A 21247-nucleotide genomic window follows, 5' to 3' on the forward strand; every position below is an offset into this window, starting at 1 on the left:
AATGGCGTCGGGGATCAACCCGCCGCCGGCCGTCAGGGAGGGCGAGTCATGAGCGTTTCGAACACAAGGGGCCTGAGAGCAGGCCTGGTCATGAGCGCGGGGGTCGCGGCCCTGATGCTGGCGGCGGGTTCGGCCCGCGCGGCCGAGGCGCCCACCGAGATCGAGGCGATCACCGTCACCGCCCAGAAGCGCGCTCAGGACACCCTGGACGTCGGGGTCAATGTCGCCGTGGTCTCGGGCGAGCAACTTCAGGCCCGTCGTGTGGGTCAGGTCACCGATCTCGTCGCCTTCACCCCCAATGTCGACATCAAGGAGAACATGCCAGGCGTCCTGCCCGTGGTGTCGATCCGCGGCGTCGGCCTCAACGACTTCTCGGTGACCAACAATCCCAGCGCCGGGGTCTATGTGGACGAGGTCTATCTGAGCTCGCTCGCGCTCATGAACTTCGACATGTTCGACCTGGAGCGCATGGAGGCGCTGAAGGGACCGCAAGGCACGCTCTACGGTCGCAACTCCACCGCCGGCGCCATCAATATCGTCACCGCCAAACCGAGCTTCGGCGGCTATGAGGCCCGGATCGCCGCCGGCTACGGGAACTACAAGGCCGGCGATCTCGAGGGGATGGTCAACATCCCGGTCTCCGACAGCTTCGCCCTGCGCCTGTCGGGCAAGGTGGTGAAGCAGGACGAGGGCTATTTCTACAACCGCGCCCTCAAGCGCGACATCGGCCGCCGCGACGTCGATCTTGGCCGCCTCCAGGCCCGCTGGCAGGCGACCGACAAGGTCGAGGTGCTGGTCAAGCTCGAAGCCCAGAAGAACCGTTCGGAGGTCGGCGCCCCGGAGTTCTTCGGCCTGCTGAAGCCCGCCGGCGCGCCGGCCGGGCTGGTCTGTCCCGGCGCGTCGGGCTGCACCGACTTCCTCGGCTACAGCGACACCGACGGAGACCCCTTCAAGGGCGCCTGGTCGGTCAATCCGGCCTATGACTTCGACCAGCGGGCCGCGACCAGCCGGATCACCGCCGATCTCGGCTGGGCGACCCTGACCTCGGTCACCGGCTATCTCGATTTCAAACGCCAATGGGGCGCTGACACCGACGCCGGGCCCTATCGCGAGCTGGACTTCATCGAGCACGACAAGATCAATCAGATCTCCCAGGAGCTTCGCCTGGCCGGGGCGACCGAGCGGAGCGACTGGCTGGTCGGCGCCTTCGTCTCCCGCGACCGGGTGAAGATGAGCTATGACGGCGACCTGAGGGACCTGTTCAACACCCGCACCTACACCTTCTCCGATCAGACCTCGAAGTCGGCGGCGGCCTTCGGCAATGTCGAATGGAAGCTGCGCGATCATCTCAGCCTGGTGGCCGGCCTGCGCTACACCTGGGAGCAGAAGGACAATGTCGGCGGCGACCTCGACCTGGTCTCCAACTGCCCGGGCAGCGCCCTGACCCTGGCGCCCTGCGGCGCGGGGCCCATCCCGCTCGCCCACGTCGACGCGACGATCGACGACACCAACTGGTCCTGGAAGCTCGGGCTGAACTGGAAGCCCAACCCGATGACCCTGGTCTATGGGTCGATCAGCCAGGGGGTGAAGTCCGGGGGCTTCTTCTCCGGCGTCGCCACCACCTCGGCCCAGCTCCAGCCCTACCTGCCCGAGACCCTCATCGACTACGAGGTCGGGATGAAGCAGCGGTTGTCGGGGGCCGGGCTCTCCTGGTCGGGCAGCCTGTTCTACTACGACTATTCCGACGTCCAGACCTTCATCCGCGACACCTCCGGCGGCCTGCCGATCCAGCGCCTGGGCAATGTCGGCCAGGCCAAGATCTATGGCGCCGATCTCGACCTGACCTGGTCGCCGCCGGCCCTGGACGGCCTGGACCTGACGGCGGGGCTCGGCCTGCTGCACACCGAACTCGGCGCCTTCGCCTCGTCGGCGGGGCCCGTCGCCAAGGGCAACGAAATGCCCGACGCCCCCAAGGCCAGCGCCAATGTCTCCGCCACCTACACCGCCGCGCTCCAGGGGGACCTGAAGGCCCGCTTCCAGGTGGATGGGCGCTACGCCGGCAAGATGTTCAAGGACGCGCTGAACGATCCCCTGATCGAGACCCCCAGCTATTGGGTGTGGAACGCACGGGCGAGCCTGTTCACCGCCGGCGACTGGGAGGTGGCGGTCTGGGGCAAGAACCTGGCCGACGAGCGCTATGTCACCCAGGGCGTCAACAACCTGGCCCTGGGCATAGGCTTCCGGGTCTACGGCGCCCCGCGCACCTTCGGCGTGTCCTTCTCAAAATCCTTCCGGTAGGGGCCATGGTCCAGATTCAAGGTCAGTCGGCGCCGACCTTCGCGGCGGTCGCCGCGGAGTTCGAGCGTAATTTCACCGAGCGCGGCGATGTCGGGGCGGCGCTCTCCATCGTGGTCGAGGGGCAACCGGTCGTCGACCTGTGGGCCGGCAGCCTGGACCAGACCGGCGCGCGGCCCTGGGCGGCGGACTCGGTGGTCAATGTCTGGTCGACCACCAAGGCGGTGAACGCCCTGTGCTTCGCCATGCTCGTCGATCGCGGCGTCATCGCCTATGGCGACCCGGTCGCGCGCTGGTGGCCGGAGTTTGCGGCCCACGGCAAGGAGGCCGTCACGATCGGCCAGCTGCTGTCGCACCAGGCGGGGCTGTGCAGCTTCCGCGATCCGGCCGTGGTCGAGGACTTCTACGACCAGCCCCGCGCGGCTGCGCGGCTGGCGGCGACGGAGCCCCTGTGGCCGCCGGGGTCGCGCTCCGGCTATCACGCCATCTCCATCGGGGTGCTGGCGGGCGAGCTCTTCCGCCGGATCACGGGCCGCAGCCTCGGCCAGTTCATCGCCAGCGACCTGTCGGCGCCCCTGGGCCTGGACCTGACGCTCGGCCTGCCGGTCTCCGAGGAGAGCCGACGCGCCGAGATGATCGCCCCGCCGGAACTGGCGACGGACAACATGGCGACCGACCTCAATCCCTCCCAGGTCGCCGCCTATCTCAATCCGGTCATCGAGCCCTTGCTGCCCAACACCGCCGCCTGGCGGGCCTGCGAGCTGTCCTCCGCCAACGGGTTCTCGAACGCCCGCTCCCTGGCCAGGCTGTTCGGCGCCGTGGCGCGGGGCGAGCTGATCCGGCCGGATACCCTCGCCCAGGCCACCGCCCTGCAGATCGAGGGGGTCGACGAGGTGCTCGGGGTTCAGGCTCGCTGGGGCGCCGGGTTCCTGCTCAATACCGACGGCCTCTATGGCCCCCAGGCCCGGGCGTTCGGCCATTCCGGCTGGGGCGGGTCCTTCGTGGTGGTCGATCCGGTCGCCCGAGCGGCCATCGCTTATACGATGAACCGCATGGGCACGGATCTGGTCGGCGACCCGCGCGATGTCGCCCTGATCGCCGCGGCCTATGAAGCCCTGGCCTGAACGAAAGAAGCCGCCGCGGTGACCGCGGCGGCTTCGATTTCAGACCGATGACTTGGATCTATTCGGCCGCCTGGCGGGTCGAGTCGAACTTCGGAGCCAGTTCGCCCTTGGCGTAGCGCTTGGCCATGTCGGACAGAGCGATCGGGCGGATCTTCGAGGCTTGGCCGGCGGCGCCGAACTCCTCGAAGCGCTGGCGGCAGACCACCCGCATGGCGTCCATGGCGGGCTTCAGATATTTGCGCGGGTCGAACTCGCCGGGATGCTCGGCCAGGATCTTGCGGATCGCGCCGGTCATGGCCATGCGGTTGTCGGTGTCGATGTTGATCTTGCGCACGCCGTGCTTGATGCCGCGCTGGATCTCTTCCACCGGCACGCCCCAGGTCTGGGGCATCTTCCCGCCGTACTGATTGATGATGTCCTGCAGGTCCTGCGGCACCGAGGACGAGCCGTGCATCACCAGGTGGGTGTTGGGCAGGCGGCGATGGATCTCCTCGATCACGCCCATGGCCAGAACGTCGCCGTCCGGCTTGCGGGTGAACTTGTAGGCGCCGTGGCTGGTGCCCATGGCGATGGCCAGAGCGTCGACCTCGGTGGCCTTCACGAACTCGACCGCCTGGTCCGGATCGGTCAGCAGCTGGTCGTGGCCGAGCTTGCCTTCGAAGCCGTGGCCGTCTTCCTTCTCGCCCATGCCGGTCTCGAGCGAGCCCAGCACGCCCAGTTCGCCCTCGACCGAGGCGCCCACCCAGTGGGCCATCTCGACGACGTTGCGGGTGACCTTGACGTTGTAGTCGTAGTCGGCCGGGGTCTTGCCGTCGGCCTTCAGCGAGCCGTCCATCATCACCGAGGTGAAGCCGTACTGGATCGCCGTGGCGCAGGTCGCCTCGTTGTTCCCGTGGTCCTGGTGCATGCAGATCGGGATGTGCGGATAGAGCTCGGCCAGGGCGTCGATCAGGTGCTTCAGCACGATGTCGTTGGCGTAGGAGCGGGCGCCGCGGCTGGCCTGGATGATCACCGGCGCGTCCACGGCGTCGGCGGCCTCCATGATGGCCAGGCCCTGTTCCATATTGTTGATGTTGAACGCCGGCACGCCGTAGCCCTGCTCGGCGGCGTGATCCAGAAGCTGTCTCAGTGTGACCCGGGCCATAGGCCGTTCTCCATCAAATCTGTTTTATTTCGACAAGGCCGCCACGCCGGGCAGCTCTTTGCCTTCCATCCATTCAAGAAATGCACCGCCCGCGGTCGACACGAAGGTGAAATCGTCGACCACGCCCGCCGCATTGAGTGCGGCCACAGTATCACCCCCGCCGGCGACAGCCACGATCTTGCCGGCTTTCACCAGTTCAGCGGCGTGATGGGCGGCCGACATTGTCGCCTTATCGAACGGCGGCATCTCGAAAACGCCCAAAGGACCGTTCCAGATCAGGGTCTTGGAGTTGTCCATGGCCCGGCACAGCCGCTCGGTGGTTTCCGGCCCGGCATCGAGGATGCGTTCGTGTTCGTCCACCGCGCCCAGGCTGCGGATCCGCGCCGGCGCGCCGGGGGCCATCTTCTCGGCCACCACGATGTCGAGCGGCAGGAAGAGCTTGCAGTTGTTCTGGCCGGCCAGGCGGATGATCTCGCGCGCCGTCTCGGCCATGTCCTTTTCGCAGTAGGAGGCGCCGACGTCGTGGCCCTGGGCGTAGAGGAAGGTGTTGGCCATGCCGCCGCCGATGGCGAGCTTGTCCAGCTTGGTCACCAGGTGGCGCAGCAGGTCGAGCTTGGTCGAGACCTTGGAGCCGCCGACGATGCCGAGCACCGGGCGTTCCGGATTGCCGAGCGCGCGCTCCAGGGCCGACAGCTCCAGCCGCATCTGCTCGCCCGCATAGGCCGGCAGGATGTGGGCCAGGCCCTCGGTGGAGGCATGCGCCCGGTGGGCGGCGGAAAAGGCGTCGTTCACATAGAGGTCGCCATTGGCGGCCAGCGCCTTGGCGAACTCGGGATCGTTCTTCTCTTCGCCCGCATGGAAGCGGACGTTTTCCAGCAGCAGCACGTCGCCGTTCCGGATGGCGGCGATGGCGTCGGCGGCGGCCGGGCCGACGCAGTCGGCGGCGAAGGCCACCGGCAGGCCCAGCACCTTGGCGAGCGCGGGCGTGATGGGCGCCAGGCTCATCTCAGGCACCACCTTGCCCTTGGGCCGGTCGAAGTGAGCGAGCAGGATGACCTTGGCCCCGCCGGCGCGCAGCTTGGCGATGGTTGGAACGGCGGCGCGCAGGCGGGTGTCGTCCGACACCTCGCCCTCGTGCATCGGCACATTGAAGTCCACACGAACCAGGGCGCGTTTCCCGGTGAGGTCGGCGTCGTCCAAGGTGCGGAAGGTCATTCAAGCTCTCCGATCGCCCCGGCCTAAGCCGGGGCCCAGTGCATGCCAGGGCCAGGGTGTGGCCCCCTCTGGATCCCGGCCCTCGCCGGGATGATCGGCGAAGCGTCCGAGACCCTGTGTGGTCCTAGATCAGCTTCGCCATGGCGAGCGCGGTGTCGGCCATGCGGGTCGAGAAGCCCCACTCGTTGTCGTACCAGGACAGGACGCGCCCGAGGCCGCCGTCGATCACCTGGGTCTGGGCCAGGGCCGCCGTCGAGGAATTGGCGACGTGGTTGAAGTCGATCGAGACCAGGGGCTCGTCGGTGACGCCCAGCACGCCCTTCAGCGGGCCGGCGGCGGCGGCCTTCAGGGCCTCATTGATTTCCTCGGCGGTCAGGGTGCGGCCGGGGACCCAGGTCAGGTCGACGACCGAGACGTTCGGGGTCGGGACGCGGATCGAGGAGCCGTCCAGCTTGCCCTTCAGCTCCGGGATCACCAGGCCGAGCGCCTTGGCGGCGCCGGTCGAGGTCGGGATCATGCTCATGGCCGCGGCGCGGGCGCGGTAGAGGTCCTTGTGCATGGTGTCCAGCGTGGGCTGGTCGCCGGTGTAGGAGTGGATCGTCGTCATGTAGCCGCGCTCGATGCCGGCCAGTTCGTGCAGCACCTTGGCGATCGGAGCCAGGCAGTTGGTGGTGCAGGACGCGTTGGAGACGACCAGGTCGTCCTTGGTCAGGGTCTGGTGGTTCACGCCATAGACGATGGTCTTGTCGGCGTTGTCGCAGGGCGCCGAGACCAGGACGCGCTTGGCGCCGGCCTCCAGATGGGCCGAGGCCTTGTCCTTGGAGGTGAACAGGCCGGTGCATTCAAAGGCGATGTCGACGCCCAGATCCTTGTGCGGCAGCTCGGCCGGGTTGCGGATCGCGGTGACCTTGATCTTGCCCTTGCCCACGTCGATCGTGTCGCCGTCGACGGTGACCACGCCCGGGAAGCGGCCATGGACGCTGTCATAGCGCAGCAGGTGGGCGTTGGTCTCGACCGGGCCCAGATCGTTGATCGCCACAACCTCGATGTCGCCGCGGCCATGTTCGACGATCGAGCGCAGGACCAACCTGCCGATGCGGCCGAACCCATTGATAGCGACGCGAACAGTCATCGAGGCGACTCCTTCGAGAGTATGGCTGGCCCAGGCCGGCCCTATGTTCTGATTTGGGTGGGTTTCTTCAGGTCGAGGGCCCCCGAGTCAACCCCCGTAGGGCTCAACTTCCGCTGCGTATTGTGACGATCTATGTGGCGGCGGGCGCGTGACACCGGTTACCAGAACGATTCACTTCGATCTTTAAGCTCTTGCGGGTCGCGCTAGACGGCGTCGGGGCCCAGAACGCGCACCTTGCCGGCCGCCTCGGCGGCGCGGGCGCGGGCGGTGTCGGTGTCGGCGGCGCGGGCCAGGGCCACGCCCATCCGGCGACGGAGGAAGGCCTCGGGCTTGCCGAACAGGCGCAGGTCGGCGCCCGGCACGGCGAGCGCCTCTGCGACGCCGTCGAAGGCCACGCCCCGGGCCTCCATCCCGCCATAGATCACCGCGCTGGCGCCCGGCTCGCGCTGTCCGGCGTCCACCGGCAGGCCAAGGATGGCGCGGGCGTGCAGGGCGAACTCGCTCTGATACTGGGTGACCAGGGTGACCAGGCCGGTGTCGTGCGGTCGGGGGCTGACCTCCGAGAACCAGACCTCGTCGCCCTTCACGAATAGCTCGACGCCGAAGATGCCGACCCCGCCCAGGGCCGCCGTCACGGTGGCGGCGATCTCGCGCGACTTGGCGAGCGCCGCGGGCGTCATGGCCTGGGGTTGCCAGCTCTCGACATAGTCGCCCTTGACCTGGCGGTGGCCGATGGGGGCGCAGAAGGCGGTTCCGATGGATCCGTCCGCCTGCTTGAACCGCACGGTCAGCTGGGTGATCTCGAAGTCGAAGGCCACGCGGCCCTCGACGATCACGCGGGGCTGCTCGACCCGGCCGCCCTCGAGCGCATATCGCCAGGCCGCGGCGATCCCGTCGGCCGTCTCGACATAGGACTGGCCCTTGCCGGAGGACGACATGACCGGCTTCACGAAGCAGGGGAAGCCGGTGACCTCGGCGGCGGCCTTGGCCAGCTCCGCCTCGGTGGAGGCGAAGGCGTAGGCGCTGGTCGGCAGGGATAGCTCCTCGGCCGCCAGCCGGCGGATGCCCTCGCGGTTCATGGTCAGCTGGGCGGCGCGGGCGGTCGGGATGACGGTCGCCAGCCCCTCGGCCTCGATGCGCACCAGCTCGTCGGTGGCGATCGCCTCGATCTCCGGCACGATCAGGTGCGGCCGCTCGGCCTCGACCAGGGCGCGCAGGGCGGCCGCGTCGGTCATGGCGATGACGTGGCTGCGATGGGCCACCTGCATGGCCGGCGCATCCGCATAACGGTCGACGGCGATCACCTCGCAGCCCAGGCGCTGCAGCTCGATCGCCACCTCCTTGCCGAGCTCACCCGAGCCCAGCAGCATGACCTTGACGGCGGAGGGAGACAGCGGCGTGCCGAGGCGCATGGGGAGCTCCTAGCCGAGCTTGGATTTCGCCGCGGCCACCACGGCCTCGGCGGTGATGCCGAATTCCTTGTAGAGCCGGTCGGCCGGGGCGCTGGCGCCGAAGCTGTCCATGCCGACGAAGACGCCGTCCTCGCCGATGAACCGCTCCCAGCCCAGGCCGACCGCGGCTTCCACCGCGACCCGCACCGTGCCTCGGCCCAGGACGGCGGCGCGATAGGCCGGGGTCTGGGCGGCGAACAATTCCCAGGACGGGGTGGAGACCACGCGGGTCCCGACGCCCTCGGCCTGCAGCGCTTCGCGGGCGGCCATGGCGACAGAGACCTCGGTCCCGGAGGCGAAGATCGTCACCTTGGCTTCGCCCGTCGCCGGGGCCAGCTCATAGGCGCCCTTGGCCGAGAGGTTCTCGGCCGAGGCCTCGGTGCGCACCGCCGGGACTTTCTGGCGCGACAGGGCCATGAAGGTCGGCGTCGACTTGGACTGCAGGGCCAGCTTCCAGCACTCGGCGGTTTCCACCGCGTCGGCGGGGCGGAAGACGTTGAGGTTGGGCATGGCGCGCATGGCGGCCAGGTGCTCGACCGGCTGGTGGGTCGGGCCGTCCTCGCCGACCCCGATGGAGTCGTGGGTCATGACGTGGATCACCCGGATGCCCATCAGGGCGCCCAGGCGGATGGCCGGGCGGCTGTAGTCGGAGAACACCATGAAGGCGCCGCCATAGGGGATGACCCCGCCGTGCAGGGCCATGCCGTTCATGGCCGCGGCCATGCCGAATTCGCGCACGCCATAGTTCACATAGCGGCCGGCGTAGTCGGGTTCGTCGAAGACTGCGGTGTTCTTGACGAAGGTGTTGTTGGAGCCGGTCAGGTCGGCGGATCCGCCGATCATCTCCGGCACGGCCCCGAACAGGGCGTCCAGCGCCGAGCCCGAATGCTGGCGGGTGGCGGCGGCGGGCTTGGTCGCCACGGCCTCGGCGATATGGGCGTCGAGGCGGTCGAAGGCGTCGGCCGGCAGATCGCCCTTCAGGGCGCGCTCAAAGGTCGCTTTGTGCGGCGAGGCGGCGAGCTTGGCCTCCCAGGCCTTGCGGACCTTGGCGCCGCGCCGGCCCGCCGCGCGCCAGGGGCGATAGACCTCGTCCGGGATCTCGAAGGGCTCCTGGCTCCAGCCCATCTTCTCGCGGCTGGCGGCGATCTCGGTCTTGCCGAGCGCGGCGCCGTGGGTCTTGTGATGACCCTCCAGGGTGGCGGCGCCCTTGCCGATCTTGGTCTTGCAGGCGATCAGGCTGGGGCGGTCTTGCTTGGTCGCCCAGGCGAGCGCCCGGCGGATCTGTCCCACGTCATGGCCGTCGATGGCCTTGACCGCCCAGCCGGCGGCCTTGAAGCGGGCGATCTGGTCGCCGCTCTCCGACAGGGTCACCGGCCCGTCGATGGTGACATTGTTGTCGTCCCACAGGACGGTCAGCTTGCTGAGCTTCAGACGGCCGGCCAGGCTGATCGCCTCATGGCTGACGCCCTCCATCAGGCAGCCGTCGCCGCTGATCACCCAGGTGCGGTGGTCGACCAGGTCCGATCCGAACCGGGCGGCGAGGCTGCGTTCCGCCATGGCCATGCCGACCGAGGTGGCCAGGCCAGAGCCCAGGGGGCCGGTGGTGACCTCGACGCCGGGGGTGTGGAACACTTCCGGGTGGCCGGGGGTCTTGGAGCCCCACTGGCGGAAATTCTTGATCTCGCCCAGCGTCATGGCCTTGTAGCCGGTCAGGTGCAGCAGCGAATAGAGCAGCATCGAGCCGTGGCCGGCCGACAGCACGAACCGGTCGCGATCGGCCCAGTCGGGCTTGGTCGCGTCATATTTCAGGAACTTGGTCCACAGCACGGTCGCGACGTCGGCCATGCCCATGGGCATGCCGGGGTGGCCGCTGGCGGCCTGTTCGACGGCGTCCATGGAGAGCACGCGGATGGCGTCGGCCATGGTCTGGAGCGGAGCGGGCATGGGGGCCTTTGAATCTTCCTGGGAGTGAACTGGGGCGGGGTCGCATGCACAGAGGTGAGGGTCAAGGAACGTAACGGGTTCCGGCGGCGCCCCGGCCCGGTCTATAGATTAACAGTCACAGTTCGGAGCGTGGAATGAACCGGGAGTCCGGCGACAACGCCCTCGACCAGGCCGTCAAACGCCTGGATCGCGCGGTTGCGCTTTTGGAGCAGCGAATGGCCCACGGGGCCAGGGAGGGCGGCGACGGCCTGTTCGACGCCGATCGCGCACGGCTGGCGGCCGAACTGGACCAGTCGCGGGCGCGCGAAAAGGACCTTGAGGCCGCGGGCGCCGAGGCTTCTGCGGCCTTGGGTCGCGCCATCGCCGAGATTCAGGCGGCCCTTGAAACCGCGCCCGCCGACGTCGCGGCGGATGTCGACGAGACCGAGGAGGCCTGACATGGCCCAGCTGAACATCGAGGTGAACGGCCGTCCCTACGCCGTGGGGTGCGAGGACGGACAAGAGGCCCACCTGCTGGAACTGGCCCGGCTGTTCGACCGCCAGGTCCGCCAGGTCTCGCAGGACATGGGCCAGCTGGGCGACACCCGGCTGTTCCTGATGGGCGCCCTGCTGCTCGCCGACGAACTGACCGACGCCAAGGCGAGGCTCTCGGTCGCCCAGGCCGAGCTCGCCCGGCTGCAGTCCGACTACGCCCGGGTCGAGGTGAAGGCCGCGCTCGCCATCGACAACGCCGCCCGCAAGATCGAGAAGCTGGCGGCGGAATAGGCCGAGGTCCTAGTCCTGGGGCCGATCGGCCTTGGACCTGAATGTCACCGCCACGCGCAGTCCGGCGATCAGGGCGTTGTCCAGCCCCGGACGCGAGGCGGGATGGACGATGTACTGGATGTCGGGCTGGAGGCTCAGGCGGCTGTCGACCTGGTAGCGATAGGTCAGCTCGAAGGCGGTCTCGGTGTCCGGTAGGCCGGTCCCGCGCCGCGCCGGCGCCCCCAATCCCGCCCGCGCCACGGCGAAGCCCAGCTGATCGTCGGGCCGGCTTCGGAACGGCGCGTCATGGACCAGGCCGAATCCCAGATAGTCGGCCACCACCGCCACGTCCGGATCGGCCCGGCCCAGCCGAACCCAGCCCTTCCAGCCCGTGAGGCCGGGGGCGGGGCCCTCGACATAGCCATAGACCCCCGCCGCCCCGGACTGGCGCCGGCCCGGCTGGTCGAGGCGGTCGAAGTCGGCGGTGTAGCGCCAGGCGCCGAGCGAGGCCTGGGCGCCGGGTGCGAACACCCAGTCGGCCTGGGTGATCAGCAGGGCGCCGTCGCGCCGGCCCAGCCTGACCGTGGCGAAGGCCTTGGGATGCGCTGGATCGCCGGGCACGCCGTCGAAGGCGGCGGCGCGCAGGGTCAGGTTCGATCGCGGGGCCCAGGTCCCATGCACCCCCAGCGCGCTGACCGGAAAGATCGAGGGGCCGTTGAGGCCGCTGTGCGACAGGTCCGGCGCGATCCCGTGAGAGCTTCCGGTGAACAGGCCCGCGGGCTCGATGCTGTCGAAGTCCGAATTCAGGTCCATCAGCCCGGCGCGCAGGGCGCCGGTCGGGCCGAACGACTTTTCGACCCAGGCCTCCATCAGCCGGTCGGTGCTGAGCGCCTCGATATTGCTCGCCGTCTGGATGTCGCCCGACCGCCCGCCGCTGAGGCGCTCGCCATTGGTGCGGAAATACTGGGCGTGGGCCTTCCAGCCCGGCTGGCCCAGCTCGTCCCCGGCCAGGGTCACCGCGATCTGCAGCTTGTTGAGCTGAGTGTCGCCGACCTTCAGCCCGCCCTCCAGGTTCCGCCACAGGTCGAGGGTGTCGTGCAGCACGAAGGACGCCTGGGCGTTGGCCGGCCCGCTCAATGCCGGGCCGAGCAGCAGGATCGCGGCCGCCAGCGCTCGCCGCCCGATCATTCAGGGTCGTCCAGGCTGAACAGATCGGCGCTTTCGCCATAGGCGAAGGCCTCGGCGTAACGGGCCCAGTTGGTCACCGCCTTCAGGGTCTGGTCGGCGTCTTCCGGCGTCATCAGGTCCTCAAGTTCGTCGCGAAACCGCCGTGCCGGCGCCTGGTGCGAGGCGCGATCGTCGAGCACGCGGCGGATATGACCGGCCAGCGGCACATAGGCGATCAGGTGCTGGGCGAACAGCTGCTTGCGGCCATCGACATCGGCCTCGGCGTAGCGGCGGGCCTCCGAGGTCAGGCGGATGTCGCCGCCCTCCAACTCGGCGAACCGCAGCAGCTGCAGGGTCTCTGCGATGGGAAACAGTTCGTCGGCCTCATAGTGCAGGGCGCCCGCCAGGTCGGGCAGGTGGGCCTTGCCGTTGAACGGCGCGGCGTGGATCGCCTCCATCAGGCCGGCGAGCGTGTTGGTGGACACCCGCGGCAGCACCATGCCGACGCCCAGGCCGGGAAACACCCCGTCGCCGCGGCGGCCCTCGACCGCGCCGCGCTGGGTCATGCGGGCGTAGATCTGGTCCACCAGCCGGCGGAAGGCCGGGTTCTGGCGGTTGCGCGGCTGGGGCAGGTCGACCTTGATCTCGGCGACGATGCGGCCGGGGTTGGACGAGAAGACCAGGATGCGGTCGCACATCAGCACCGCCTCCTCGATATTGTGGGTCACCATCAGGATCGACTTGATGCCCATCCGCCCCTCGCACCACAGGTCGAGCAGGTCGGTGCGCAGGGTCTCGGCGGTGAGCACGTCGAGCGCCGAGAACGGCTCGTCCATCAGAAGGATCGTCGGATCGACCACCAGGGCGCGGGCCAGTCCCACCCGCTGGCGCATGCCGCCGGACAGCTCCTTGGGATAGGCGTTCTCGAAGCCGTCCAGACCGATCAGGTCGATGGCGGCGAGCGCCCGGCGACGGCGCTCCTCAGGGGGCGTCCGCTTGGCCTCGAGCCCGACCTCCACATTCTGCAGGACGGTGAGCCAGGGGAACAGGGCGAAGCTCTGGAAGACCATGCTGACGGTGGTGGGCGCCTGGCCGGCGGCTTTGGGGAAGGCGACGTCGCCCGACGTCGGATGGATCAGGCCTGCGATCGAGCGCAGCAGGGTCGACTTGCCCGAGCCGGAGCGGCCGAGCAGGCCCACGATCTCGTTGTCGAACAGGGTCAGGTCGACGTCGTCCAGCACCAGCTGCCCGCCCGCGCCCGGCTTGCCGTATTGGTGGCGGACATGGCGCACGTCCACGAGGTGGCGATCATCAATGGCGGTCATGGGAGGCTCCCTCTAGTCGAGGCGCAGACGGCGCTCGGCGAACCGGTACATCGGCCGCCACAGGGCGCGGTTGAAGGCGATGACGAAGATCGACATGACGGCGACGCCCAGGGCGACGCGGCCATAGTCGCCGGCGGCGGTGGCCTTGGCGATGAAGGCGCCGAGGCCGGCGGCTTCCAGATGCTCGTCGCCCCAGCTTACGGCCTCGGCGACGATGCTGGCGTTCCAGGATCCGCCCGACGCGGTGAGGGCGCCGGTGACGTAGTAGGGGAAGATCCCGGGCAGTCCGACCTGGCGCCACCATTGCCAGCCGCGGACGCCGAACACCCCGGCCGCCTCCTTGAGGTCGCTGGGAATGGCGCTCGCGCCGGCGATGACGTTGAACAGGATGTACCACTGGGTGCCCAGCACCATCAGGGGCGAGAGCCAGATGTTGGGGTCGAGCTTCAGGGTCACGATCGCCATGACCGCGAAGGGAAAGAGGACATTGGCGGGGAAGGCGGCCAGGAACTGGGCCACGGGCTGCAACCGCTCCGCCCATTTGGGCCGCAGGCCGATCCAGACCCCGATCGGCACCCAGACAAGGCTGGCCAGGGCGATCAGCACCACCACCCGGATCAGGGTGGCCAGGCCCAGGCCGAAGGCCTCCGCCGCGTCGCCCCAGTCGAGGGTGCGGGCGACGAAGGCGACCAGGGTCCAGGCCGCCCAGGCGGTCCCCACGCCCACCAGGCCGAGCCACAGGCCGTCAAAGGCGCGGGCCGTGGCTGCGCTCACGCGCAGGGGCGCAAGCTGCGGCCGGGGCCAGTCGATGGCCGCCAGCGCCCGGGCCGGCCACGACAGCGGGACCGCGGCCAGCCGCATCCACCTGGTCCGGCGGACCAGGTCGTAGAGCCAGGAGCGGGGGCGGTCGGTCGACGCGGTCTGTTCGAACCGGAACTTGTCCGCCCAGGCCACGATGGGGCGGAACACCAGCTGATCGTAGAGCAGGATCACCACGGCCATGGCGCCCACGCCCATGGCGACCGCCCTGAGGTCCTGGCGGGCGATCGCCAGGGACAGCCAGGAGCCGATGCCAGGCAGGTCGATGGTGGTCTGGCCGACGGTGATCGCCTCGGACGCCACCACGAAGAACCAGCCGCCCGACATGGACATCATCACGTTCCAGACCAGGCCGGGGGTCGCGAAGGGCAGCTCCAACCGGACGAACCGCCGCCACGGGGAGAAGCCGAACTGCCGGCTCACCTCGTCCAGGTCGCTCGGGATGGTGCGCAGGGACTGGTAGAAGCTGAAGGCCATGTTCCAGGCCTGGCTGGTGAAGATCGCAAACACCGCCGCGCATTCGACTCCCAGCTGGCGGCCGGGGAACAGACCCATGAAGAAGGTCACGGTGAAGGTCAGGAACCCCAGGACCGGCACAGACTGGAGGATGTCGAGCGCGGGCACGATCACCCGTTCGGCCTTGCGGCTCTTGGCCGCCAGGGTGGCGACCGTGAAGGTGAAGGCCAGGGAGCAGGCGAGCGCGGCGAACATCCGCAAGGTCGTCAGCAGGGCGTATTCCGGCAGGCGGCGCGGCTCCAGGGTGACGGGCGTCGTGTGCAGCCGCGACAGCGGCTCGCTCATTTCGCCCGCGCCGCGGACGATCAGGACGGCGGTCGCCGCCAGCAGGAGGAATGCGGCGAGATCGGCCCAGGATGGCGCGACGCCGACGCGCAGAAACCGCGCGAGCGGGCGTGCTCCAGGGCGGTCTCCGGAGAGAAATACCATGGCTCACCTCGTGATACGCCGCGAAGGCCGTCACGGGTCGAGCCTGAAACCAGACCCTAGCGGGACGCCTTCCGCGGCGCGTTAGATCGACTGCTACCGTCGCTAGGCATGGGGTTCGGGCTTTCGTTTCAGCGTCGACGCCGCGGGTGTGGCGACGGGTCGACGGGCGGCGGAATGATCCTGCCGTTCGATGCTGTCAAGTGTGATGTTGCGGCGCCGAAGACGGTTCTTGCCGGAGGCGTCGGCGCCAAGGGCGGCGGCCCTTGTGAACCCAGGCCCGCCGCCCTAGATTGGCTCTTGGCGGGTCCAGCTGCGGCTCTCGTCGAAGGCAACTAATCCCAGAGACCTTAATTTTCTCGAAGGGAGCTGTCCCTGTCCGGGCTCGTGGGCCCGGGTATATGGCGCCCACCTGGTTTACCAGGTCCGAGGGGATTTAAACCGTCCTTCACGGCTCTCGCGGCGCCGCCACCCTTTCCCCCGCACGCCCCGCATGGGCTATAGGGGGCATGTGACCGAACCCCTTCCCTCCAAGGCGCAGCTGCGTCGCAGCCTGCGGGCCCGCCGCGTCGAGCTGTCGCGCGCCGACCCGGACGCCGCCCGACGGGCCGCCGATGTCCTGCCGCTTGAAGACCTGCCGGCCTTCGCCAGTTTCGCCGGCTACTACGCCCTGGGCGCGGAACTCGACCCCAGCCCCCTGATACGCCGGCTGTCGGACCTCGGCGGACTGTTCGCCCTTCCGGTCTGCGAGGGCCCGGACACGCCGCTCATCTTCCGTCTCTGGGACGACCGCGACCGGCCGGTCCCTGACGCCATGGGCGTGCCGGCCCCGCCGCCCCACGCGCCGGAGGTTCATCCCGACCTGGTGATCGTGCCCCTGGTCGGCTTCGACCGGCGCGGCGGTCGCCTGGGCCAGGGCGGGGGGCATTATGACCGCACCCTCGAAGCCTTGCGGGCCCACAAGCCGGTCTTCGCCCTCGGCCTGGCCTTTGCGGGCCAGGAAGTCCCCGATCTCGATCTCGAGCCTCATGATCAGAGGCTGGACGCCATTCTCACCGAAAACGGTTATATCCCGGTCGAAAGACCTTAAGGACCCGCCATGCGCTTCGCCTTCTTCGGGGATGTCGTCGGCCGCGCCGGCCGCGACGGCCTGGCCGACCATCTGCCCGACCTCCGCCGCCGCCTCGATCTCGAGTTCGTGGTGATCAACGCCGAGAACGCCGCCGCCGGCTTCGGCATCACCGAGAACACCGCGCGCGAGCTGTTCGACGCCGGCGCCGACTGCCTGACCCTCGGCAACCACAGCTGGGATCAGAAGGAGGCGCTCACCTATATCGTCCGGGAGGACCGCCTGATCCGCCCCCTGAACTATTCCGTCCTGGCCGACGCGCCGGGCCGGGGGGCGAACCTGTTCATGACCACCAAGGGCCGCCGCATCCTGGTGATCAATCTGCTGGGCCGGGTGCACATGGATTCCCTCGACGACCCGTTCGCCGCCGTGGACCGGGAGCTTGAAAAGGCGCCGCTCGGCATGGTCGCCGACGCGGTTCTCGTGGACATGCACGCCGAGGCCACCTCCGAGAAGATGGCCATGGGCCACTTCTGCGACGGCCGGGCCAGCCTGGTGGTCGGCACCCACACCCATGTGCCCACCGCCGATTGCCAAATCCTGCCGGGCGGCACGGCCTATCAGACCGACGCCGGCGCCTGCGCCGACTATGACAGCGTGATCGGCAACCAGAAGGAAGAGCCCCTGCGGCGGTTCACGACCCGCATCTCGGGCGGCCGCTACAAGCCCGCCGAAGGGCCGGCGACGGTCTGCGGCGTGTTCGTGGAGACGGACGACCGTACGGGCCTGGCCCGGCGGGTCGAGCCGATCCGCATCGGCGGGCGGCTGTCGGAAACGGTGCCGACCCTCGACGTCGTCGTCAGCTAGGCGGCGGCGCGACGGGCCTCGGCCCGGGCGCAGGCCTCCAGAATCGCACCGACCAGGGCCATGGGCTGGATCGGCTTGGGCTGGACGTCGTCAAAGCCCTGGGCCATCAGGCGCTGGGTCTCACCGGACATGGCGTCGGCGGTGAGCGCGATGACCGGCAGGTCCGGCTCGCCCGCCTCGCCGGCGCGGATGCGGACCAGGGCCTCGACCCCGTCCATCACCGGCATGTGCACATCCATCAGCACGAGGTCGTAGCCGCCACCGCTCAGGCGCTCCAGCGCGATGGCCCCGTTGTCGGCGGTGTCGATCCGCGCCCCGACGGCCTCCAGAATGGCGCGGGCCACGGCCTGGTTGATGGGGTTGTCCTCGGCGACCAGGATCGAGACGCCCTCCAGGCCAATGGCCTCTTCGCCGGCCCCGCCGTCCTCTTCCGGCGCGTCAGCGAGGGGCAACTCGAGCGTCAGGCGGAAAGTTGATCCCCGGCCGGGCGCGCTGTCGACACTCACCCCGCCGCCCATCATCTCCGCGAGCTGGCGGCAGATGGAGAGGCCCAGGCCGGTGCCCCCGAACCGGCGCGCCGTCGAAGCGTCGGCCTGGCTGAAGGCGGTGAACAGGCGACCCACCTGGTCCGGCGTCATGCCGATGCCGGTGTCGGACACCGAGATCTCCACCCGACCGCGGTCGGCCGGGGCGCCGTCAAGGGCGCGCAGGGCCAGGCGGACCTCGCCGGCCTCGGTGAACTTCAGCGCGTTGGACAGCAGGTTGAGCATGATCTGACGGATCCGGGTCGGATCCCCGGACAGCCAGCGCGGCGTGTCCGGCGCGACCTCCAGGCTCAGCTCGAGGCCCTTGGCCTCGGCGGCGTCGCGCCACAGGGCCTCGGCCTGGGCGGCCAGCTCGATCAGGTCGAAGGCGGTGGTCTCCAGCTCCAGGCGGCCCGCCTCGATCTTGGAGACGTCGAGAATGTCGTTGAGGATGGCCATCAGCCCGTCGCCGGCACGGATCAGCATGCCGACCTGGGCCTGCTGCGCGTCGGACAGGGGCGTGTTGCGCAGGGCCTGGGCCATGCCCAGCACCCCGGTCATCGGCGTGCGCAGCTCGTGGCTCATCATGGCCAGGAAGGCGGACTTGGCGGCGTTGGCCTCGACGGCCGCCCGTTCGGCCGCCTGCATGGCGTGCGCCGCCCGGCGGCTGGTCCGCACGCCGTTCACCCAATATAGCGCCATCATCCCCAGGCCGCAGGTGAGGGTCACCAGCCGGACATGGTCGAACCGATGGGTCAGCATCGGAAGGGCGAACAGGGCCAACAGGGGGAAGGAGGCGTTCACCGCCAGCAATACGGTGAAGCGGCTGGTGTAGCTGATGGCGTGTATCAGCTGGCCGCAAAGCAGCACCACGGCGCCGATCCGCAGCGCCTCCATGCCGCTGTTCCAGAGCAGGACCGGCAGGCCCGCCCAGATCGCGGTCTTGACCAGGGCCGAGGCCAGATAGAGCGATTTCTCAACGGGTCCGGCGCGGCCGCCCGCGCTGACCGTGCGGGTCGCCGCCCAGGTCCAGGCCTCCGTCGCGAGCGCCAGAAGGGTCCAAAGGCCTGCGACGCGCCAGCCCAAATTCCAACCGGCCAGCAAGGCGACGGGACCCAGGGTGACCACCCGGACGCCGGTGGTGCGGAGGCTTTCGATCGCGGCGCGATCCAGCTCCTCGCCAAAAGCGCCGCGCCAGCGTGTCACGCCGAGCTCCTCAACCTAAATGGATATTGGACAGCCTGTCGCAGATAGGTGAACCGATTCTTTCGAAACGCCCTCAGGCTGCGTGTTCGCCCCCCACCCGCCGGGGCTGCGCGGCGCGCAGGTCCAGGATCGCGGCGATCAGCTCGGCCGGCTGGATCGGCTTCGGCTGGACGGCGTCGAACCCTCTGGCCATGAACTTGAGGTCCTGGCCGGACATGGCGTCGGCGGTGAGCGCGATGACCGGCAGGGTCGGATCCCCGGCTTCCCCGGCCCGGATGCGGCCCAGCGCCTCCATGCCGTCCATCACCGGCATGTGCACGTCCATCAGCACCAGGTCATAGGCGCCCTCGGACAGGCGTTCGAGCGCCAGGGCCCCGTTCTCGGCGGTGTCGATCCGGGCGCCCAGGGTCTCCAGGATCGCGCGGGCGACGGCCTGATTGATCGGATTGTCCTCGGCCACCAGGATGCGCAGGCCCTCCAGGCCCGCGTCCGGGGCGGGCTCCGCGGTCTCGGCGTCCGGGGCGGCGGCGAGGGGCAGGTCGATCAGCAGCCGGAAGGTCGAGCCCTGGCCGGGCGTGCTGTCCACGGTGATCTCTCCGCCCATCAGGCCGGCGAGCTGGCGGCAGATGGCGAGCCCCAGGCCCGTGCCGCCGAAGCGCCGGGCGGTGGAGGCCTCGGCCTGGACGAAGGCGTCGAACAGCCGGGCCTGCTGATCCGGGCTGATGCCGAGGCCCGTGTCGGTGACCGAAAAGGCGATGCGGGCCGCGCCCGGCCGCGCGTCGGGCAGGGCGGCCAGAGTCACCCGCACTTCACCCGCATCGGTGAATTTCAAGGCGTTTGAGACCAGGTTCAGCAGGATCTGGCGGACGCGGGAGGCGTCCCCGGTCACATGGCGCGGCGCCATGGGATCGACGACGAAGCTCAGCGCCAGGCCCTTGGCGCCGGCGGCGTCGGCCCAGAGGTCGCAGACCCGCTCGCCCAGCTCCACCAGGTCGAACGGTGCGGTCTCCAGCTCCAGGCGCCCGGACTCGATCTTGGAGATGTCGAGGATGTCATTGAGGATCGCCATCAGCCCGTCGCCGGAGCGGATCAGCATGCCCACCTGCTCGGCCTGGCGGCCGGTCAGGCGCGAGGACTTCAGGGCGTGGGCCATGCCCAGCACGCCGTTCATGGGCGTGCGCAGTTCGTGGCTCATCATGGCGAGGAAGGCCGACTTGGCCTGGCTGGCGGCTTCCGCCTCGCGGCGGGCGGCGTCCAGGGCCTCGGTGGTGTCGCGGCTCATCTTGGCGCTCACCGCGGCGTAGAACACCACTAGCGCGATGGCGCCCACCGCCATGACCTGCTGGACGGGGTCGAAGCCGCCGAAGGCGAGCGGCAGAAGGATCAGGTTCAGGGCCGAGCTGCCGCCGTTCAGCAGCAGCACCGCGCGGCTTCGGAAGGCGAACCCCTGGGCGTGGATCATGAACCCCGCCAGGGTGATCACCGCGATGACCCTCAGGCCGGGATCGCCGCTGGTCCAGCACAGGATCGGCGCCAGGTTCCAGGACCAGGTGGTGAAGGCGCAGGAGACCAGATAGCGGACCCGGCTCGGGCGCCGACAGGGGCGCCGTCCACGAAGGGGCGGGTGGTGAACAGCGTCCAGGTCTCGCAGGCCAGGACCGCGGCGATCCAGGGCAGGACGAGACCGGGCGTGAGGGCCAGGCAGAGCAGCAGGCCGGCGCAGACCGCGGTGACCATGCGGAGCGGCGTGGAGCGCCGCTCGTCGACCGCCGCGGCTTCAAGGCCTTCCCACAGTCGCGACCGTCTGTCCGGCATACCCACGCGCCCTCAACTCAAGGGCCTCTCCCTACCCAGGATTGGTGAAAGCTTTGCTATTGCTCGCGGGGCGGTTGGCGTTTGAACAAGCCGCCTTTTCGCGGCGGCCCCTCGGCGCCTCGGCCGCCGGGCGGCGGCAGATCGGCGAGGGCGAGCTTGCCCGTGTCCTTGGGATCGAGCAGGGCGAAGCGGCGGCCGGCGCCTTGGCCCATTCCTCGGCCGTGACCTTCCAGTCGAGATTGAGGTCCGCCCCGCGCACCGGCTGGGGCTCGTTGATCAGGGAGTAGCGGGCCGCGCCTTCCAGGCGGCTGAAGTTGCGGCTGGAGGTGGCGCGGCGCGGGCTGTCGCCGCCCCCGGGTCCTTCGCCGTCCATGCCTCCTCCCGGTCCGCCCATGCCGCCATGGCCGCCCATGCCGCCGCCCGTCGTGCCGGCCATGCCGCCGCCGGGGCCGCCCATCCCTCCG

The 21247-nt window shown here is 69.5% G+C and carries 17 protein-coding genes, 1 other RNA gene and 1 pseudogene; 7 read left to right on the plus strand and 12 right to left on the minus strand.

Annotated features, from left to right (window positions below; all coding sequences use genetic code 11):
* The first annotated feature begins 48 nt into the window (after nt 1-48).
* Together MQH10_RS19095 and MQH10_RS19100 are read left to right on the plus strand one after the other, a co-directional pair.
* On the plus strand, nt 49-2298 hold the full coding sequence (locus MQH10_RS19095) for a TonB-dependent receptor (RefSeq protein WP_242565586.1): 2250 nt from the start codon (nt 49-51) through the stop codon (nt 2296-2298).
* Between the two features lie 5 nt (nt 2299-2303).
* Nucleotides 2304-3419, plus strand: coding sequence for a serine hydrolase domain-containing protein (locus MQH10_RS19100; RefSeq protein ID WP_242565587.1), 1116 nt, complete (start codon nt 2304-2306; stop codon nt 3417-3419).
* 58 nt (nt 3420-3477) lie between these two features.
* Here MQH10_RS19100 and fba read toward each other — a convergent pair whose 3' ends face one another.
* From fba to tkt, 5 genes are all read right to left on the minus strand, one after another.
* On the minus strand, nt 3478-4563 hold the full coding sequence (fba, locus tag MQH10_RS19105; RefSeq protein WP_242565588.1) for a class II fructose-bisphosphate aldolase: 1086 nt from the start codon (nt 4561-4563) through the stop codon (nt 3478-3480).
* A 24-nt stretch (nt 4564-4587) separates the two neighbouring features.
* Nucleotides 4588-5778, minus strand: coding sequence for a phosphoglycerate kinase (locus MQH10_RS19110; RefSeq protein ID WP_242565589.1), 1191 nt, complete (start codon nt 5776-5778; stop codon nt 4588-4590).
* Nucleotides 5779-5902: 124 nt separating this feature from the next.
* Nucleotides 5903-6910: a type I glyceraldehyde-3-phosphate dehydrogenase gene (gene gap, locus MQH10_RS19115; protein WP_242565590.1), complete on the minus strand. Its 1008-nt coding sequence runs from the start codon at nt 6908-6910 to the stop codon at nt 5903-5905.
* 203 nt (nt 6911-7113) lie between these two features.
* Nucleotides 7114-8322: a formate-dependent phosphoribosylglycinamide formyltransferase gene (gene purT, locus MQH10_RS19120; protein WP_242565591.1), complete on the minus strand. Its 1209-nt coding sequence runs from the start codon at nt 8320-8322 to the stop codon at nt 7114-7116.
* Between the two features lie 9 nt (nt 8323-8331).
* Nucleotides 8332-10410 carry a transketolase gene (tkt, locus tag MQH10_RS19125; protein ID WP_336605128.1) on the minus strand — a complete coding sequence of 693 codons (2079 nt, stop codon included), beginning with the start codon at nt 10408-10410 and terminating at the stop codon, nt 8332-8334.
* 29 nt (nt 10411-10439) lie between these two features.
* On the opposite strand from tkt, the gene MQH10_RS19130 reads away from it, so the two are divergent.
* Complete coding sequence (locus tag MQH10_RS19130) at nt 10440-10742, plus strand: DUF4164 family protein (protein WP_272887031.1); 303 nt, start codon at nt 10440-10442, stop codon at nt 10740-10742.
* A gap of 1 nt (nt 10743) precedes the next feature.
* A complete protein-coding gene (locus tag MQH10_RS19135) occupies nt 10744-11070 on the plus strand; it encodes a cell division protein ZapA (protein WP_242565593.1) in 327 nt (108 codons plus the stop codon).
* 9 nt (nt 11071-11079) lie between these two features.
* On the opposite strand, the gene MQH10_RS19140 is transcribed toward MQH10_RS19135, so the two are convergent.
* The 3 genes from MQH10_RS19140 to MQH10_RS19150 are packed head-to-tail and all read right to left on the minus strand — an operon-like array spanning nt 11080 to nt 15305.
* Nucleotides 11080-12237, minus strand: coding sequence for a carbohydrate porin (locus MQH10_RS19140; RefSeq protein WP_242565594.1), 1158 nt, complete (start codon nt 12235-12237; stop codon nt 11080-11082).
* A complete protein-coding gene (locus MQH10_RS19145; RefSeq protein WP_242565595.1) occupies nt 12234-13541 on the minus strand; it encodes an ABC transporter ATP-binding protein in 1308 nt (435 codons plus the stop codon). The genes MQH10_RS19140 and MQH10_RS19145 overlap by 4 nt, the downstream gene beginning before the upstream one ends.
* 12 nt (nt 13542-13553) lie before the next feature.
* A complete protein-coding gene (locus tag MQH10_RS19150; RefSeq protein ID WP_242565596.1) occupies nt 13554-15305 on the minus strand; it encodes an ABC transporter permease in 1752 nt (583 codons plus the stop codon).
* Nucleotides 15306-15609: 304 nt separating this feature from the next.
* On the opposite strand from MQH10_RS19150, the gene ssrS reads away from it, so the two are divergent.
* From ssrS to MQH10_RS19165, 3 genes are all read left to right on the plus strand, one after another.
* Nucleotides 15610-15772: non-coding RNA, 6S RNA (ssrS, locus tag MQH10_RS19155), on the plus strand.
* A gap of 41 nt (nt 15773-15813) precedes the next feature.
* The gene (locus tag MQH10_RS19160; protein WP_242565597.1) at nt 15814-16392 is read left to right on the plus strand and encodes a 5-formyltetrahydrofolate cyclo-ligase; all 579 of its coding nucleotides are present in this window, start codon (nt 15814-15816) and stop codon (nt 16390-16392) included.
* A 9-nt stretch (nt 16393-16401) separates the two neighbouring features.
* Complete coding sequence (locus MQH10_RS19165) at nt 16402-17238, plus strand: TIGR00282 family metallophosphoesterase (protein WP_242565598.1); 837 nt, start codon at nt 16402-16404, stop codon at nt 17236-17238.
* Here MQH10_RS19165 and MQH10_RS19170 read toward each other — a convergent pair.
* From MQH10_RS19170 to MQH10_RS19185, 4 genes and pseudogenes are all read right to left on the minus strand, one after another.
* The gene (locus tag MQH10_RS19170) at nt 17235-18968 is read right to left on the minus strand and encodes an ATP-binding protein (RefSeq protein ID WP_242565599.1); all 1734 of its coding nucleotides are present in this window, start codon (nt 18966-18968) and stop codon (nt 17235-17237) included. The two genes, MQH10_RS19165 and MQH10_RS19170, sit on opposite strands and share 4 nt — an antisense overlap.
* Nucleotides 18969-19041: 73 nt before the next feature.
* A complete protein-coding gene (locus tag MQH10_RS19175; protein WP_242565600.1) occupies nt 19042-20451 on the minus strand; it encodes an ATP-binding protein in 1410 nt (469 codons plus the stop codon).
* Nucleotides 20452-20462: 11 nt separating this feature from the next.
* Complete coding sequence (locus MQH10_RS19180; RefSeq protein WP_242565601.1) at nt 20463-20783, minus strand: hypothetical protein; 321 nt, start codon at nt 20781-20783, stop codon at nt 20463-20465.
* A 31-nt stretch (nt 20784-20814) separates the two neighbouring features.
* Nucleotides 20815-21247 (minus strand): annotated as a pseudogene (locus MQH10_RS19185) (hypothetical protein); the annotation flags it as partial.

The sequence above is a fragment of the Phenylobacterium aquaticum genome (assembly GCF_022695515.1).
GTDB classification, from domain to species: Bacteria; Pseudomonadota; Alphaproteobacteria; order Caulobacterales; family Caulobacteraceae; genus Phenylobacterium; species Phenylobacterium aquaticum.

Bases quoted from the DNA above. Each gene is read 5' to 3' on its own strand.
- MQH10_RS19100 (WP_242565587.1), top strand. From the start codon at position 2,304: ATGGTCCAGATTCAAGGTCAGTCGGCGCCGACCTTCGCGGCGGTCGCC.
- MQH10_RS19145 (WP_242565595.1), bottom strand. From the start codon at position 13,541: ATGACCGCCATTGATGATCGCCACCTCGTGGACGTGCGCCATGTCCGC.
- gap (WP_242565590.1), bottom strand. From the start codon at position 6,910: ATGACTGTTCGCGTCGCTATCAATGGGTTCGGCCGCATCGGCAGGTTG.
- MQH10_RS19110 (WP_242565589.1), bottom strand. From the start codon at position 5,778: ATGACCTTCCGCACCTTGGACGACGCCGACCTCACCGGGAAACGCGCC.
- fba (WP_242565588.1), bottom strand. From the start codon at position 4,563: ATGGCCCGGGTCACACTGAGACAGCTTCTGGATCACGCCGCCGAGCAG.
- purT (WP_242565591.1), bottom strand. From the start codon at position 8,322: ATGCGCCTCGGCACGCCGCTGTCTCCCTCCGCCGTCAAGGTCATGCTG.
- MQH10_RS19130 (WP_272887031.1), top strand. From the start codon at position 10,440: ATGAACCGGGAGTCCGGCGACAACGCCCTCGACCAGGCCGTCAAACGC.
- MQH10_RS19165 (WP_242565598.1), top strand. From the start codon at position 16,402: ATGCGCTTCGCCTTCTTCGGGGATGTCGTCGGCCGCGCCGGCCGCGAC.
- MQH10_RS19095 (WP_242565586.1), top strand. From the start codon at position 49: ATGAGCGTTTCGAACACAAGGGGCCTGAGAGCAGGCCTGGTCATGAGC.
- MQH10_RS19180 (WP_242565601.1), bottom strand. From the start codon at position 20,783: ATGCCGGACAGACGGTCGCGACTGTGGGAAGGCCTTGAAGCCGCGGCG.
- MQH10_RS19150 (WP_242565596.1), bottom strand. From the start codon at position 15,305: ATGGTATTTCTCTCCGGAGACCGCCCTGGAGCACGCCCGCTCGCGCGG.
- MQH10_RS19140 (WP_242565594.1), bottom strand. From the start codon at position 12,237: ATGATCGGGCGGCGAGCGCTGGCGGCCGCGATCCTGCTGCTCGGCCCG.
- MQH10_RS19135 (WP_242565593.1), top strand. From the start codon at position 10,744: ATGGCCCAGCTGAACATCGAGGTGAACGGCCGTCCCTACGCCGTGGGG.